Annotated in this window: 17 protein-coding genes; 4 read left to right on the forward strand and 13 right to left on the reverse strand. The window is 60.2% G+C overall.

The genetic code is table 11. The annotated features are described in order from the left end of the window. The first annotated feature begins 26 nt into the window (after nt 1-26). Nucleotides 27-1,004, forward strand: a complete 978-nt coding sequence (locus AQUI_RS26535) for a LysR family transcriptional regulator (protein WP_169730733.1) — start codon at nt 27-29, stop codon at nt 1,002-1,004. 488 nt (nt 1,005-1,492) lie between these two features. Here the strand turns inward: AQUI_RS26535 and AQUI_RS29050 are convergent, their stop codons facing one another. The 13 genes from AQUI_RS29050 to AQUI_RS0100170 all read right to left on the reverse strand — a co-directional run bounded on the left by AQUI_RS29050 (nt 1,493) and on the right by AQUI_RS0100170 (nt 12,281). Continuing rightward, nucleotides 1,493-2,875, reverse strand: a complete 1,383-nt coding sequence (locus AQUI_RS29050; RefSeq protein WP_084294149.1) for an adenylate/guanylate cyclase domain-containing protein — start codon at nt 2,873-2,875, stop codon at nt 1,493-1,495. Nucleotides 2,876-2,969: 94 nt separating this feature from the next. Continuing rightward, nucleotides 2,970-3,146, reverse strand: coding sequence for a hypothetical protein (locus AQUI_RS30455; protein WP_156916722.1), 177 nt, complete (start codon nt 3,144-3,146; stop codon nt 2,970-2,972). 160 nt (nt 3,147-3,306) lie between these two features. Then, nucleotides 3,307-3,498 carry a DUF6494 family protein gene (locus tag AQUI_RS0100120; RefSeq protein ID WP_027255735.1) on the reverse strand — a complete coding sequence of 64 codons (192 nt, stop codon included), beginning with the start codon at nt 3,496-3,498 and terminating at the stop codon, nt 3,307-3,309. A gap of 331 nt (nt 3,499-3,829) precedes the next feature. Then, nucleotides 3,830-5,074 carry a DUF6522 family protein gene (locus AQUI_RS0100125; RefSeq protein ID WP_027255736.1) on the reverse strand — a complete coding sequence of 415 codons (1,245 nt, stop codon included), beginning with the start codon at nt 5,072-5,074 and terminating at the stop codon, nt 3,830-3,832. Further along, on the reverse strand, nt 5,067-6,266 hold the full coding sequence (locus AQUI_RS32170) for a P-loop NTPase (RefSeq protein WP_281171977.1): 1,200 nt from the start codon (nt 6,264-6,266) through the stop codon (nt 5,067-5,069). The genes AQUI_RS0100125 and AQUI_RS32170 overlap by 8 nt, the downstream gene beginning before the upstream one ends. A 5-nt stretch (nt 6,267-6,271) precedes the next feature. Next, nucleotides 6,272-6,877, reverse strand: a complete 606-nt coding sequence (locus AQUI_RS26545; RefSeq protein WP_051371701.1) for a MarR family transcriptional regulator — start codon at nt 6,875-6,877, stop codon at nt 6,272-6,274. Between the two features lie 448 nt (nt 6,878-7,325). Next, nucleotides 7,326-8,468, reverse strand: a complete 1,143-nt coding sequence (locus AQUI_RS0100140) for an MFS transporter (protein WP_211235968.1) — start codon at nt 8,466-8,468, stop codon at nt 7,326-7,328. A gap of 315 nt (nt 8,469-8,783) precedes the next feature. Next, nucleotides 8,784-9,506 (reverse strand): cytochrome c biogenesis CcdA family protein, encoded by a 723-nt coding sequence (locus AQUI_RS0100145; RefSeq protein ID WP_027255739.1) that lies wholly within the window; start codon nt 9,504-9,506, stop codon nt 8,784-8,786. Nucleotides 9,507-9,523: 17 nt separating this feature from the next. Beyond that, entirely contained in the window at nt 9,524-10,948 is a 1,425-nt protein-coding gene (gene merA, locus AQUI_RS0100150; protein WP_027255740.1) for a mercury(II) reductase, read from the reverse strand. A gap of 143 nt (nt 10,949-11,091) precedes the next feature. Further along, on the reverse strand, nt 11,092-11,310 hold the full coding sequence (gene merF, locus AQUI_RS0100155; RefSeq protein WP_027255741.1) for a mercury resistance system transport protein MerF: 219 nt from the start codon (nt 11,308-11,310) through the stop codon (nt 11,092-11,094). Beyond that, on the reverse strand, nt 11,303-11,557 hold the full coding sequence (locus AQUI_RS26550; RefSeq protein WP_051371702.1) for a hypothetical protein: 255 nt from the start codon (nt 11,555-11,557) through the stop codon (nt 11,303-11,305). The genes merF and AQUI_RS26550 overlap by 8 nt, the downstream gene beginning before the upstream one ends. A gap of 4 nt (nt 11,558-11,561) precedes the next feature. After that, complete coding sequence (locus AQUI_RS0100165) at nt 11,562-11,876, reverse strand: heavy-metal-associated domain-containing protein (RefSeq protein WP_027255742.1); 315 nt, start codon at nt 11,874-11,876, stop codon at nt 11,562-11,564. A 12-nt stretch (nt 11,877-11,888) separates the two neighbouring features. Beyond that, entirely contained in the window at nt 11,889-12,281 is a 393-nt protein-coding gene (locus AQUI_RS0100170) for a mercuric transporter MerT family protein (protein ID WP_051371703.1), read from the reverse strand. A 76-nt stretch (nt 12,282-12,357) separates the two neighbouring features. On the opposite strand from AQUI_RS0100170, the gene AQUI_RS0100175 reads away from it, so the two are divergent. From AQUI_RS0100175 to AQUI_RS0100185, 3 genes are all read left to right on the forward strand, one after another. Further along, nucleotides 12,358-12,771: a MerR family transcriptional regulator gene (locus AQUI_RS0100175; protein WP_027255744.1), complete on the forward strand. Its 414-nt coding sequence runs from the start codon at nt 12,358-12,360 to the stop codon at nt 12,769-12,771. Continuing rightward, entirely contained in the window at nt 12,768-13,094 is a 327-nt protein-coding gene (locus tag AQUI_RS0100180) for a YnfA family protein (protein ID WP_024092610.1), read from the forward strand. Before AQUI_RS0100175 ends, AQUI_RS0100180 begins: the two co-directional genes overlap by 4 nt. 261 nt (nt 13,095-13,355) lie before the next feature. After that, nucleotides 13,356-13,988, forward strand: coding sequence for a tyrosine-type recombinase/integrase (locus AQUI_RS0100185; protein ID WP_027255746.1), 633 nt, complete (start codon nt 13,356-13,358; stop codon nt 13,986-13,988). Nucleotides 13,989-14,275: the final 287 nt, after the last annotated feature.

Genomic DNA, 14,275 nt, shown 5'->3' on the forward strand with positions numbered 1-14,275 from the left:
CCCTTCCGCCTCAGCCCTGTCCGGGATTGCTCTCACCGGTCACCAGTCTGGTCGATTCGACGGTTCGTAAAAACTGGACAATTGCTTTGGTCAAAGCCAAACTTGAGGTTATGAATTACTTCCGGCGCACACTTCCTTCCCTTGATGCTCTCGTTTACTTTGAAGCTGCGGCGCGGCATCTCAATTTCACCCATGCGGCGAAAGAATTGCATGTTACCCAAGTGGCCGTCAGCAAGCGTGTCAGAACCCTGGAGGAGGACCTGGGGATTTGCCTGTTTGAGCGCCGCGGGCGCGGTTTGGTGCTGACTGAGGCAGGCAAGATCTTTGCCGGGCGCGTCCACGCAGGCCTTTCCTTTCTTGAAGAAGGAATCAGCGTCGCGAGAGGCCGTGCAAATGACCGGCGGGAGATCATTCAGGTTGCGGCCAACGAGAACGTCAACTTTTTCTGGCTCGACCCGCGTGTGCGCGACTTCCAGATGAGGGGCAACAATGCCGTCGTTGCCGTGCTGTCGGCCAACAATGTTGCGGATGTGATCCGCTCGGATACGGATCTGGCGATCTTCTATGGGCAGGCGGCGCCCGAAGGCTGGCGCGCCAAACCCTTGTTTGATGAGATCATCGCTCCCGTTGCAGCGCCCTCCTATTGGCAGCAGTTGGATGCGGGTCTGATCCCTAACGCGACGCTGCTCGACTATCACCGTGAGGCGCCGGACTGGGTCAACTGGCGGTCGCAGCGGCAGCAGCTAAAGGAAAGCTGGGGCTCTTCCGCCACGATCATGCAATGTTCGTCGTACATCCAATCGGTTGGTCTGGCCCGTGCAGGCAATGGGATTGCTCTGGGCGTTCTTCCCCTGCTCGAGCGGGAGATCTCCGAGGGAGCCCTTCGGGTCCGGGGCGGCACAGGCTCTGCAACAGGCCACAAATACTTTCTGGCGACACCCGAGGGACAAGCCGTGCAATCAGCGACTAGTGAACTGATTGCGTTTCTTTCTGAAAGACCGTGAAACGCAGTCTGTAGTGATCGGCAACAAAACCGGCTCGACCAAAAAACATCGCGTTTCCCGGCCCGAACTAATTGCAACTAACCGAGACATAAAACCCGGATGTACGCAAGAAGCCGTTCATTCGCCACGCGGCGGATTCACAAAGCGGGCTCTCATGGCATCTTCGCCGCGCAATGCCTGAAGGTCCGCTGCTGGAAACGGCCACTATTCTGTCGAACGGTCAAAAGGAGAACGCCCGTTTTTCTGGCCTCGTCGCGCCAGATAGCCCGAACCGTAAATCAATACCAGCTTCGCCCCGGTCGCTTGGCTATCCTGCCTTCGATCTCTCGGGACTGGCTTGAGCCTCAGCAACGTGAGTCTGACGCGAATTATGATCTCAAATAATCTGAGCCAAAATCGGCGATGATCTCGCGGCCGAGCCCGGGCAATCTCAGTCCCTTACATTTGTGCGCCCGATTTAAGATCACCGCAGACGGATTCCGCGCCGCTCAGCGATCAAAGGAAATCCAGACCTCCCCTTCGGCAACGTGCAGCGGAAAGAGCTGAAGCGGGCACTTGTTCTTCGAAATATCACCCAGGAACTCCATCCCCTCCGAGGTGCCGTCCTCTTTCAGAAGTTCGCACCAGCTGATCACCTCACCGGTGACCAGGTCGAAGCGGCTGTTGTGCCAGCGGCAGATCACCTCGGTGCTCTCAGCGCGACTTTCGTCCGGGCGGAGTTTTTCCGGTGCGTTGAGGTGCTCGTGCCGGTTGAAGAACGGCAGATGCACATGCGGGCAGGCGTTGTTGAACGCGTAGAACTGACCGTTCCGGCGCAGCACCGCCACATCGTAATCGGCAAACTCAAAGATCCGGTGGCCACCGTCCTGCAGCGCATCGTCGGCCATCAGCCGAGACCAGTCGCGCCCCGCATAGCGCTTGGTTTCGCCGCCACCTTCCCCGGTAATCCTTGCGGCGGCTTTTGGCGTAAGCCGAGCGATTTCATAAAGCGTCTGGCGCGTGGTGGTGCCCGGCAGCCGGACCCGGATGAAATCCGACATCTCCACGTCCTCCTTAACCCGTTCGAACAGGGCCTCGGTGACCAGAAAACGCGTGCCCGCCTCCTTGTTGGCCTGTTCGGCGCGGCTGGCCACATTGACCGGATCGCCGATGGCGGTCAGCCGCTCGTGCCCCGGGGCACCAAGTGTACCTATCACCGCCTCGCCCCAATGCAGGCCGATGCGCACTTCAAAATCGATGTCGTACATCGTCTTGAAGAAGGGTTTCATCCGGTCGATCACCGTCAGGCACTGCAGCCCCGCATTCACCGACCGCAGCGCAGCACTCCCGCCTTCGCTCAGGCCAAATAATGCCATCATCCCGTCGCCGATGAATTTGTCGATATAGCCGCCGTTGGCCTCGATCACCTCGCCAATCTGGGCAAAATAGCGGTTGAGCAGATACATCACATCATAGGGCATCAGCGCTTCGGAGAAGCCAGTGAAGCCCTGAATGTCGGAAAAGAAAACCGCAACCTCCTTCAACTCCCCGGCCTTGGTCGGCTGGCTGCGGTTGATCTGGCTAGTGAGTGCCATATCGGTGTCATCCAGTACCAGCCTGCGGAAGATCAGATCGCCCTCGGGGCGCATCTGGCAGGCCAACCGGATTCCGGATGCAAGGTCCAGCCTGGCCGCCATTTCCGCCTCCGCGCCGGTCCGTTCGGAGCAATTCTCCAGCCCTTCCAGCACCCACACCCGGCAGGTGGAGCATTTGGCGTGGCCGCCGCAGACATGTGTCAATGGCAGCCCGGCCCTAATCGCCGCCTCCAGCAGGGTCTCCCCCGTTTCGCAGCTGAACGAAAAATCATCGGGTTGGGATCTGAGACTAGGCATCCGCCGCCTCCCTCTACGGTCCAGCTGTCTCGGAGAAAGTAGTGCAGCGGCGGCGAAGCGCAACAATACGAGAGATGCCTTTATCTGACTGCTTTCAGATCCCGGTCCGCACCAGAACTACGGTTTCCTCCAGCCGCTGCCCGTCTTCTGTCAGGACCACATCGCGTCCGGAGCGTTTGAACAGCCTCACTGTCGCCTTGCGGCAGTACAGCACCGAGAAACCAGCACCAGCCTGCCCCAGGCCAGTTGTGATCGGCCCAAGCCAGCCCAAACTTGCCGTTCAGTTATGGCGCGTCGCTTTGAATGCTGCATGTGCGAGGTTTTCCAGCCATTCCAACGAAAGCTGACCTTCAACGGGGCAGGAGCTCTTTTTCTGAAGGATCGGGAGAAAAGTATTGAGCTGAGTGCCGCTGCCATTGCACCGCTTACGGTCATTCCTTGCCGGTGATGTGTCCTTTCACCACATGGTTAAGGCCCAGATCTTTTATTTCCACCACGGCCTTTACTTCGAAAATTTTTCCCGCAGTATCCGCCTCGCGCATCGCTTCTTCGATCGCTTGTTGAGAAGTGACACCAACCTGCTTTAGGAACTTGCGCATGGACATCTTGAAGATGTCTGACATATTCGATCCCTTTCAAGTGTTCATTTTACCCGTCTTTCACATCCACATAGAGCTAAGCCGCTTAGTGGCTATGAAGCCTTCGCCCGCCCGCATTTAGCAGTGTCCCTACGGATGGTATAATTTCCGCAGGTAGCGAAGCTAGGACCGCGCGGGTCACCGCAGGCAGCCCAAACACGAAATTCGGATCAGGCGTTGTGCCAGCTCCGCCGCGAGTGCGAAGTATATGGACCATCTTCCTGGCGGTGGTCCTCCAGCAGGCGGTGGCGCCCCTGGCTGACATTGCGTTTGCACTACTGTCAGCGATGCACAGCGAGGGCTCTAGGCCACATAGTCAAGCTCGATGCTCCGTCAAGCGCTCGAGTTCCTGCCGATAAAAGCCCGCATCGGATTGGCTGGGGTCGGGCCCCCGCCCCAAAGAGCGTGCGAGCTTGAAAAACCCTTCGCCGGGTTGGGACAGAGAGCCGCGACTGACGACGAGGGCGGCAATGAACGGCCGGTCGGCCGCGGCGTCTTCCCGCATCGTGGCCTCGAGCGCCGCTGTGACCTTGCGTATTGATCCAGGGGCGAACATCCACAAACGCCGCGCCAACTTTCCGTAGGTAATCGGCACGTCCTCAGCCGGCAGGTTCTCGAGGTAACGGCGCACCCTGTCCCGAAGCCTGCGATTGACATCCGCGGCCTGTGAAAGCGCGCCAGGCGGAGGAACCTCGAATGCCGAACCATCGGGCTGGAACTCCGCCGCCCATGCGCGGGATGCGCTGCGGACCGTGACCCGCATCTTTCCACCGTCTCCGCCGAGTCCGTGTTCGGTCCGACTGACAATTTCGCCGCTTCGAAGACCAGCACGCAGCTGCTCCGGATCGAGTCCCAGCTTAGGAGCAAGGTAGTCGGGATCGACCATCAGCTGACCAGCCTCCAAGTAAAGGGCGCTTGCCGGAACCGGGCGGACCAGCGCCGGGCTAGGTCCCGGTGAACCGGCGTAGTACGGGTTGGCACCTCCGGCATGGTCGGTCACGTCAACGATATCGCGGATTTCCGGAAACGCCGACCGGAGCAACGTCTCGATACCCCTGCGCAGCGTGGCGGATGAGGCCGCGCAGCCCTGGCATCCGCCTGACATGCGCAGATAAACAGAGCCATTTTCCACGCGCTCGGCGCTGACATGACCGCCGTGGCTGGCGATAGCGGGGTTGGCCTGGCGGTCGAGAAGTTCCGTCACCGCAGCCAATAGCGCGGTGTCGTCCCGCCCGGCAGAGGGCGCAGCAGGGGCAGCGCCCAGAGGTTCGTTGGTGCTTTCCAGAACCTGGCGGATCGCCGCCGCGATAGGGGCCTTGAGGGCCTGCCAATCGGATTCTGCCCGCCGGGTAACTGTGATGGCTTGGCCCGACACATGAATCCTTTCCACTCCATCGATGCCAAACAGTGCCCGCGCCAGTGGAGCCTTGTTATCGCCCGGCGCCTCGAACATCACGGGCCGGTCCGCCTGCAATGGTGCGTCGAGGATGAAGCGCATGGTCAGCGGGTCGTTCGCTGATGCCTGCGCGCGGATGCGGCGTTTCTTGGTGGTGTCAGACATCTTCCGCCTCCGTGCTTTCCAGTCCGCGCAACACCTCGAACGTATAGATGCCGGAGTTGTGACCGTCGCTAAACTCTACACCGATGGCGTAGTTGCCCACGCTCCAAATCCGGGTGGCCGCAACCTCCAGCGGTACTGCGGCGGGTTCAAGCAGCGGTTTTCCGGTCGCCTCGTCGCGGCAAGCGGCACAGCGGCAGGACAGGCGCAGGTCGCGCGGCGAGGCGGTCTGCGTGGTGCCGTCCGGCCAACCGATCGCGAGACCGGCGTCGTCGTAGTCAAGCGATACCGGCCGGTCGGACGGGTTTTGCGAGGTGGGGTTGGCGGCGGAAGGCTTTCCCTCGCCCCTGGCAATATGCCAGTCGAACGGCACGGCCAGGCCGCCCGGCTGGTCCGCGCCGCCGGACAAAGCGGTGGCGATCCCGGCATAGGCCTGTGCGGCGAGGCTGTCCGGAGCGGATACGACCAGAGGCGTGCCGCCGTCACCGCTATCCACGATCGCCGGGTCAAGCGGAATGCTCCCTAGGAACGGCACATCTAAGGACGCGGCGATTTTCTGGCCGCCACCCTGACGGAAGATATGCGTCACCTCCCCGCAGGAAGGACAGGTGAAGCCGCTCATGTTCTCCACGATCCCGAGGATCGGGACATTGACCTGCTCCATCATGCGAAGCCCGCGGCGCGCGATCCTAAGGCTGACATCCTGAGGCGTGCTGACGACTACAGCACCGGTGAGGGGAAAGGCTTGCGCCAGAGTCAACTGTGTGTCGCCGGTTCCAGGCGGCAGGTCGAGAAACAGCATGTCCAGCTGCCCCCAGGCGACCTCAGTGACGAACATCTGCAGGTACTTCGTCACCATGGGGCCGCGGAGGATCGCCGGTTTGTCGTCTCCGGACAGCATCCCCATCGAAATGACCTTCACGCCGTGCGCCTCTGCCGGGATCACCTTGCGATCCGGCGACATGACAGGGGGCGTATCGCCGGGGATGCCGAGCATCCCGGGTATGGAGGGGCCATAAAGGTCGGCGTCCACCAACCCGATCCGAAGGCCCTGCCGGGCCAGCGTTACGGCAAGATTGGCGGCTACGGTGGATTTGCCCACCCCGCCCTTGCCGCTGCTTACAGCGATCAGCCTTCCGAGGTGTGACAAAGGTCCGTCCGATTGCGGGCGGAACTTTGCATCTTGTTGGGTCACAGCGGTCACCTCCGTTCTTTTTGCGAACCCTCTGCCGGTGCCGTCCTACCGGAGTGTTTGAAATGGACACAGAGCTTGCCGATCTCATCGGGCGCCAGATCGACGGCGACGCAGTCGCAGTATCCGGTATCGTCGCGGCCCGCAGTATAATGCGCACAGGCGTTGCAGGTGCCGAATGCCGGAGCGCTGCGCAGATTGGCAAGGTCGGCAGTGAGCACCGCCAGCGCGTGGACCAAACCCGCGCGAGAAGAAACCTCCAGCCGCTCGATCGCCGTGATGAGATGACGCAAAGGATCGCGCTCCAGCTGGTCCCACCCCCGAACCGTGACCTCAAACCGGACACTGCGGCCGTCCGTTTCGGAACGTTGCCGCGCCAGGAATCCCTTGGCCACTAACGACTTGAGGCATTGTGAAGCCGTACCGCGTGTCGTTGCCTGAAAGCTCGCGAAGGCCGATGGTGTCCTCGAGACCCGATTGGCGCGTGCAATAAACCGTAGCGCAGCCCATTGTGCCGCTGTCAGTTCCGAGCCGGCATCTTCAGCCCGTGCGGAACGCCCTATGTGCACAAGAAGATCCGAAATCTCTTCGGTATGTCTTGGTAAGTTGGCCACATGAATTAGTAGCCTATCGAAACTAAAATGGCAAGAACCCGATGCTGAAGATGGGGGCAGCCAGCCCGAAGCGGCCGTAGACTAGGGGTGCCGCGCCTAGGATGCTGCCGGTGCGAAATTCTATGGTCAGTTTCCCAGAAGCGGACCCTCGGCAAAGCAAAGCTGCCTCACGGGATGCTGCGGGTTGCACCGGGGGCAGCGGAGCGCAGATCGCGCCATTTGCAAACTCGGCCGTTTGAAGCAACCAGGTGAGGTTTTCCGCTGCGGCGCGGCCCGCCGTTCCGGTCGCTCGCTGCGGCTGCGAGGTTTTGCAGCCGGTGAGCTCACACAGTGCGGGACAATGCCGCCTTTGCAAAAGAATGGCTTGTCCACTCCTGTTCAACTCTACACCCTGGCGCACCCCGAAACCAAACGACGTGGTGAGATAGGTAGGCTACAAAGTTTCCTTCTATCGAATTTGTGCCAGGGCATAGCCTTGACCCACCGCAGATACGGCCGAAAGGAAGAACACAGCCTCCGCTCCGATAGCGGCATAGATCACCCCACCCAAAAGCGGCAAGACAAAAGCCGGAGCAGTCAACGCATTGAAGTACCCGGAGTAGGACGGCCGGCGGTGTTCCGGGGAAATTTCCATCAGCAACCCAAGTACAGCGATGGTCAGCCCGTTTGCGAGGGCGCCGAGCAGCAGGAATACAGCCACAAGAGCTATCAGCATTTGCATATGCGCCATCTCCAAGAATAGCACGGCCAGAAGTATCAAGGGTGGTGCAAGCCGCAGGAAGGAGATCAGGCGCATGAGGGAAAGCTTGCCGCGCGTATCACCCCACCAGCCCCAGAGCAGGTTGGAAGCCAGCGCACCTGACGTTTGAGCGCCGAGAAGAAGCGCAATATTTTCAAGACCAAGCCCCATCTCTGCAGCGGCGACCACATAAAACGGGGCAGCGATCAGCGTCGCGCCGCCGCACCATTGCGCGAAGACAAACCAGCGGAAGCGGGTATCATTCCGGAACGCCATGCGCCCCTCCCGAAAATACGCCGCAAAACTCTCTGCGCCCTTCGGTATGCCCGCGCGCTCCGGCTCCCCCATCGAGACAAAGACTACTGAAGAGACCAGCATCAAAGCCGCTGCGATCCAGAGTACAGCTGCATAGGAGACGGGGAAGTCGGCTGTCCTGACGATATGGTCGGCCAGAGCCGCCACAGCCAAAGCAACGAGACCACCCCCGAAAAACCGCAGCGCCAGCAAGCGCGACCGGCGGTTAGAGGGAACCGAGCGGGCAACAATATCATTGTAGGGGACGCCAACGATCCCGCTTACAAAGGCGTATAGCGTCCAGAGCGCCAGTGCCGCGGCGCCGAGAGATACCGGCCGCCAATCTGCGGCCGAGCCATGCCAAAGCACTGCGGCCAGCAAGGCGATAGCTGCGGTCCGGCCGAACGCTCCGCCAGCGTAGAATGGCATTGAAGCGCCGCTTCGTTCCGCGAAATAGCCGACAAAGATCTGTGGCGTGAGCCAGCCAAGTCTCAGGATCGCGGGCACTGCGCCAACCGCAAGTGGACTTCCGGTGAGCTGGAGGATCAGCGCGGCCATGATGGTAGAACTGTCTATCGCCGCAGAACCGGCCTGAAATGCGGTCCCTGCCGCCGCCACATGCCAGAAACGCTGCCGGGGTGTCATCGCTCCGCCCAATCCGCACGGTCGGCCAGACGAATGCCCCTGAATTGTTGCAGCCGCAGCCACACCGGAAGGCAGGGGCGCGATGCGGAGGAACACCCGGAAATTACTACGATCAATGGAAACCTCCCTTCTGCTTGTCTCAGCCTACTGTTTCCGCCAACAGGAAGGTCAATCTGTCTTCTGCAATACAGGCCGCGCTCGCATCGGCGCCCGAAACCCCATGCCGTCTTAATACAACCCGGCATAACGCCCAGCCTGCCAGGAAAAATACACAGCAGCCGAGATCAGCAGCAGGCCGCCCAGGCGTTCTGCCCAACGGACAATGTGCCTGGAATGCCGGTGCTGCACAAAGCTGGCAGCGGAAGTTCCGGCGATCACCAAAGGAAGACTGCGCGCCAGGCCGAAGACGCCCATGAGTACAGCACCCAATAAGGGATCAGCCGTGGACGACGCCGCGATCACGACGGGCAGCACCATGGGTGTGCAGGCCGGGCAAGTGGAAAGGCCAAACGGCAGGCCCAGTATGTAAGCGCCCAGGAAGGTCCGGGCCGAGCCAGCCTCGGGGTGAAGCACTGGGAGACGTATGCGTAAGATGCGCCACAGCGCCAGGCCCGTAAGCGCCAGCACCGCGGCAAGCAAAGCATAAACATAGGCAAGGACTGCATTCAGCACACGCATGACGGCAAGGCCGGCAATTCCGAACAAGGCGCCAATGATGATGTCCACCGTGACAATGCCGAGCACAAAGCCAACCGGCAGAACAGATCCGCCTGCGCGGCTGTTGTCCGCCTCAGGCCCCGCGCCCTTTCTGGCGCCAAGCCCTGCTGCCACGGCAATCAAGGGAAACGAACTCGGGGCGATACCCACCACCAATCCGGCGAACAGCACCAGACCGGCCGTGACAAGCGACAGGCCATCAATGTCTTGCAGGAGAGCTTCAATACCGGTCATCCGATGTGCCTCCCCGTTCACCCTGCGCAGCAGGAGAGCTGACCCACATCCATATCAAAGGTCTGCGCTGCGAGCTTCAGCCCTTCGACGGTAGTGAGATAGGGAAATATCGTAGTTCCAAGCGCCTTGGCGGTAATTCCGAATTTTAAGGCCATCGCCAGAGTCTGGACGCTGTCGGATCCTTCCGGTGCCATGATAACGCCGCCCAGCAGCTGGTCTGTCTTGGCGTCGGCCACCAGTTTGATCAGCCCGCGCGTGTCCTGTGCCGCAAGCGCGCGCGGCACGTTGTCGAGCGTGAGCACGCTGATCTTCACATCATGACCCGCGGCTTGTGCCTGCGCTTCGGTCAGGCCTGCGCCCGCCACCTGCGGGTCGGTAAACACAACCCAGGGCATCGCGGCATTATCGTAGGTTTCATGACCGCCCAAAACTGCATTGCGTGCCGCCAGTTTCGCGCCATAAGCTGCCATGTAGACAAACTGATCGCGGTCTGTCACATCCCCGGCCGCATAGACGCCGGGGCGGCTGGTTTGCATATCCTCGCCGACAACAATGGCCCCTCGCGCATCCGTTTCAATTCCCAGATCCGCCAGGCCAAGCCCCTCGGTATTCGGGGTGCGCCCCGTTGTCAGGACAAGGAAATCTGCCGCCAGATCCTGCGCTGTGCCGTCCTTTTGTACGGTTAGAACGGCGCCGCTGCCGTCGCGATGGCTGCCCTCATAGACTATCCCATCCCAAATCGTAATGCCTTCGTCGCGCAGGATATTCGCCAGCGCTTCGGAGACCTCTGGCTCAGCCTGCGGCAGCAGGCGGGAGCGGCAGACAAGAGACACACTGACACCCATCCGGGACATCATCTGCGCCAATTCAACGCCGATGTAACCGCCCCCCAGAAATATCAGGCTTTCGGGCAAGTGCTCCATTTCCAGCAAAGACGTACTGTCCAGAAACGGCACAGTTTCAATTCCTGCGATACCTGGCTGTGCTGGCCTCCCGCCGGTTGCGATGATCACCTTCGGCGTCTGGATAAACCGGCCTCCCGCCTCGACACCGCCCGCAACCAGCCGTGCGGGGCCTTCCTCAATATAGGTGACACCCTCGTATCCTGGGAGCAAATCGGCATACTTCTTCCGCCTCAGCGTAGCGACCAGATCATCCTTGGCCCCGACTATCGCAGCCCAGTCTGTGACTTCTGCGCTGCCTTTCAGACCGCGAAAGCGATGCGCAGCCGTCGCGCCATGCACCGCCTCGGCGGCACGGATCATCGTTTTCGAAGGCACACAACCCACATTCACACAGGTGCCGCCGATGGTGCCGTGCCCGATCAGCGCCACGCGTTTGCCGCCTTCGGCCGCTGTAATCGCGGCCGAGAAACCCGCTGATCCGGCCCCAATGACAGCAAGGTCATATTCTCCATTCGGCGTGTAGCAATCGCTGTTCATTTTTTATCCTTTCAGGGCGCGCGCGGGCGCCGTTGTTATGTGATTGGTTCATGCTCCGGCGAACATTGCCGGGATCAGATTCACCCCAAAAGGGGCACACTCCTAATGGAGGGCAGAAACAGCCCGCAGCGCGTGATACCCGTTCAGATCCGGCGTGCCCGCCGCTGCCAGACGGCATAGGCCGTCAGGGCTGTAAAGAATGCCAGCGCTGGAAACAGCACGAAGTCCATCCAGCCCAGCACCGAAGAAAGCCCAATAGCTCCAAGAAGCACCGCCAGGACTGGCGTGAAGCAGCACAATGCGGTGATAAGGGCGCCAACGATGCCAGTGGCCAACAGCTTGCCGTCAGTTTTTTCAGTCATGGTCTGTTCTTCCGCCATCGTTGTTCCCAACCGAAGACTGGCTGGTCAGGCGGCCGCAGCGCATCGAACGCCAGACCAATGCAAGAGCCGCAGCCGCCAGCCCAATGGCAATCACGCCGTACCCGGTCAGCCACCCGCCAGCCGTTCCGACGAGCGCAGACAAAAGGACACCGCCGCCACAGCAGATTATAACCAGCGGTGCCGCCAAGATTGTCGCGGCGAGGCCTCCCATCAGACTGTCGCGCATAGGATCAGCCCTTCTCCATTGCCGGATAACCAGCATTTGCGGAGGCTTCCGAAATAGCTTCAGCGCTTTTTGCCGCGCTTTCAAAAACAACCGTGGCAGTCTTTGCTTCAAAATCCACGTCTACAGAGCGCACACCATCTACCCCCGCCATGGCGCGCTTCACAGTTACCGGGCAGAGCGCGCAGGTCATATTCTCAACTGCGAAGGTTACAGTCTCCTCCGCTGCAACGCTTTGGGCGGCAGCGGGCAGTGCAAAGGAGGCGATGGACGCCATTCCGAGAAGGCCAAAGCCGAGAACCGCGGCGAGCAGTTTTTTCATGAGATATTCCTTTCAATAGAAGAGCGGCGCCCACCAGGTGATGGTCAGAGCTGCCACAACAAGAACCAGCGCGATCCAGAGTGCGGTTTGGGTGATGCGGGCCGAAGACGGCTTGGCGCAGTAGGAACCAGGTTCGCAGGTGGTTGGCCTACGGAAATAGACTTGACGGAAGCCAGCCCCGATAAAGCCAAGCGCGATCAGAGCGAATACCGGCTTGTAGGGCTCAAGTGCGGTCAGATTGCCAATCCAGGCCCCCGAGATACCGAGCGTGAGCAATACCAGCGGTCCGACGCAACAGGCGGACGCAAAAACCGCGCCAAGCAGACCGCCCGCGGCAAGCCAGCCTTTGCTGCTTCGGTTCACACCCGTGTCCACTTCTCCGGTTTGCTTTTCAGCAATCCTCATATTTATCTCCTCACGAATAGGGCTGGCACCTTGTGTAAGGCCTGTAGTAGCTACAGGGGCAAGGAGGTTATTTTCGATGCCAGATCACAAAAACGCGACATCTCTCACTCGGGGGGAGCTGGCCAAAGCAACGGGCTGCAACCTTGAAACCATCCGATATTACGAGAAGACCGGCATGATGCCGGACCCGCCGCGCACGGCTGCGGGCCACCGCATCTACGGGCAGAGCCACATTCAGCGTCTGCGTTTCATCCTGCGAGCCCGCGAGCTCGGCTTTGCCATTGACGAAATCAAAGGGCTGCTTGGCCTGGTAGACGGCGGCACCCAGACTTGTGGAGAAGTGAAAGACCTGACGGAGCGCCATCTCAGCGATGTGCGCCGGAAAATTGCAGACCTTCGCAGGATTGAAAAAGTACTGGCCGCAACAGCTGCCCAATGTTCCGGCAAGGATGTCCCGGAATGCCCGGTCCTGGAGGCACTGGCATCTTGACCGGAACGTTTCTGATTTTTGCCCTTGCAGCCCTGGCGGAAATCGCCGGGTGCTTTGCCTTCTGGGCGTGGCTGCGTTTGGACCGGTCGCCGCTCTGGCTGGTGCCCGGCATCGCAAGCCTTGTGCTGTTCGCGTACCTTCTGACGCGTGCTGACAGCGCATTTGCCGGCCGGGCTTACGCCGCCTATGGTGGCGTCTATATCGCCAGTTCCATGTTCTGGATGTGGCTGGCCGAAGGCAACCGCCCCGACCGATGGGATATAACAGGAATGACGATTTGCCTGATCGGCAGCGCACTCATCCTGGTACCGTCTCGAGGTTGACTCCCGCCTCCGGTGGTCGTTGCAACTTCTGTTGGAACGTCAAGCGGTCGCACAGCTTTCACTCAATGTCCGCTCGCAACGATTCACGCTCATTGGTTCGAGACGCAGCATATGGCAGATTCGGGCTCAGACCGGCCCAATGCATCCGCGGCGTTTCCCAAAGAACACACAACCTGACAACGGTCATTCAAACCACCAGTAAACTGAGGCGTCAGCGCTGTGCTGATGTCTGGGTTTGGCGGGAGGATTGGAGGGCAAACTATGCCAAGAGTCCAACTTCCCGCTGTCACCCCGAAACGAAGAGCCTGGAACAAGGGCCGGATCATCGGCCAGAAACGACCACTGTTGCCGAAACAGGTCTGGGCGATCCGCGCGCGGCTCGAACTGGCGGGCAACCTGCGCGATCTTGCGCTGTTCAATGTGGCAGTTGATGGCAAGCTTCGCGGATGCGATCTGGTGAAACTGGCCGTCACCGACCTGGTGAGGGACGATCTCGTTCGCGAACGCGTATCTGTGATCCAGAGCAAAACCAAGCGGCCCGTTCAGTTTGAACTCTCTGAAAACACGCGGGATACCATTGCCGCATGGATCAAGTCACCGGAGATGCTCGGCTGCCGTTTCATGTTTCCCAGCAGGTTTCATGACCGCCTGCATATCTCAACGCGCCAATATGGCCGGCTTGTGAGGGATTGGGTGGCCGCGATTGGGCTGGAACCCAGCGGATACGGCACCCATTCTCTGCGCCGGACCAAAGCAGCGGAGATTTACCGCAAAACCGGAAATCTAAGAGCGGTTCAACTTCTGCTCGGACACACCAAGGTAGACAGCACAGTACGGTACCTTGGCGTCGAACTCGAAGATGCGCTGAGCATTGCAGAGCAAATCGACATTTGAACCACCTTGGCGGGCGGCTCTTGCCGTTCGCCAATCCTGAGCGGACCTGTGTTCGCGGCGCAGCGGTGGGTCGGATCGAGCCCACAGTACCGAATGCTTCGTGAGACATGAACGGCTAGGAACCGCACAAAGTCTTCGTTGGACAAAGTAGCGCCAGCCCAAACCGGACCCGCATTACACTCCGCGATGCTACGAAGCAGCCAGTTGAAGGAGACCTTCGCTGCAGCTTAGAAAGTATGAAGTTGCTCAATAACTGCGATGTTGGCGGGAGGAAACAAAAATATGCA

Source organism: Leisingera aquimarina DSM 24565 (genome assembly GCF_000473165.1).
GTDB lineage: Bacteria > Pseudomonadota > Alphaproteobacteria > Rhodobacterales > Rhodobacteraceae > Leisingera > Leisingera aquimarina.

Excerpts from the sequence above, each read along its gene's own strand:
- AQUI_RS0100170 (WP_051371703.1), bottom strand. The coding sequence starts at position 12,281 with ATGAGGATTGCTGAAAAGCAAACCGGAGAAGTGGACACGGGTGTGAAC.
- AQUI_RS0100175 (WP_027255744.1), top strand. The coding sequence starts at position 12,358 with ATGCCAGATCACAAAAACGCGACATCTCTCACTCGGGGGGAGCTGGCC.
- AQUI_RS0100165 (WP_027255742.1), bottom strand. The coding sequence starts at position 11,876 with ATGAAAAAACTGCTCGCCGCGGTTCTCGGCTTTGGCCTTCTCGGAATG.
- AQUI_RS0100140 (WP_211235968.1), bottom strand. The coding sequence starts at position 8,468 with ATGGCCGCGCTGATCCTCCAGCTCACCGGAAGTCCACTTGCGGTTGGC.
- AQUI_RS0100120 (WP_027255735.1), bottom strand. The coding sequence starts at position 3,498 with ATGTCAGACATCTTCAAGATGTCCATGCGCAAGTTCCTAAAGCAGGTT.
- AQUI_RS0100185 (WP_027255746.1), top strand. The coding sequence starts at position 13,356 with ATGCCAAGAGTCCAACTTCCCGCTGTCACCCCGAAACGAAGAGCCTGG.
- AQUI_RS0100125 (WP_027255736.1), bottom strand. The coding sequence starts at position 5,074 with ATGTCTGACACCACCAAGAAACGCCGCATCCGCGCGCAGGCATCAGCG.
- AQUI_RS29050 (WP_084294149.1), bottom strand. The coding sequence starts at position 2,875 with ATGCCTAGTCTCAGATCCCAACCCGATGATTTTTCGTTCAGCTGCGAA.
- merA (WP_027255740.1), bottom strand. The coding sequence starts at position 10,948 with ATGAACAGCGATTGCTACACGCCGAATGGAGAATATGACCTTGCTGTC.
- AQUI_RS26550 (WP_051371702.1), bottom strand. The coding sequence starts at position 11,557 with ATGCGCGACAGTCTGATGGGAGGCCTCGCCGCGACAATCTTGGCGGCA.
- merF (WP_027255741.1), bottom strand. The coding sequence starts at position 11,310 with ATGACTGAAAAAACTGACGGCAAGCTGTTGGCCACTGGCATCGTTGGC.
- AQUI_RS0100145 (WP_027255739.1), bottom strand. The coding sequence starts at position 9,506 with ATGACCGGTATTGAAGCTCTCCTGCAAGACATTGATGGCCTGTCGCTT.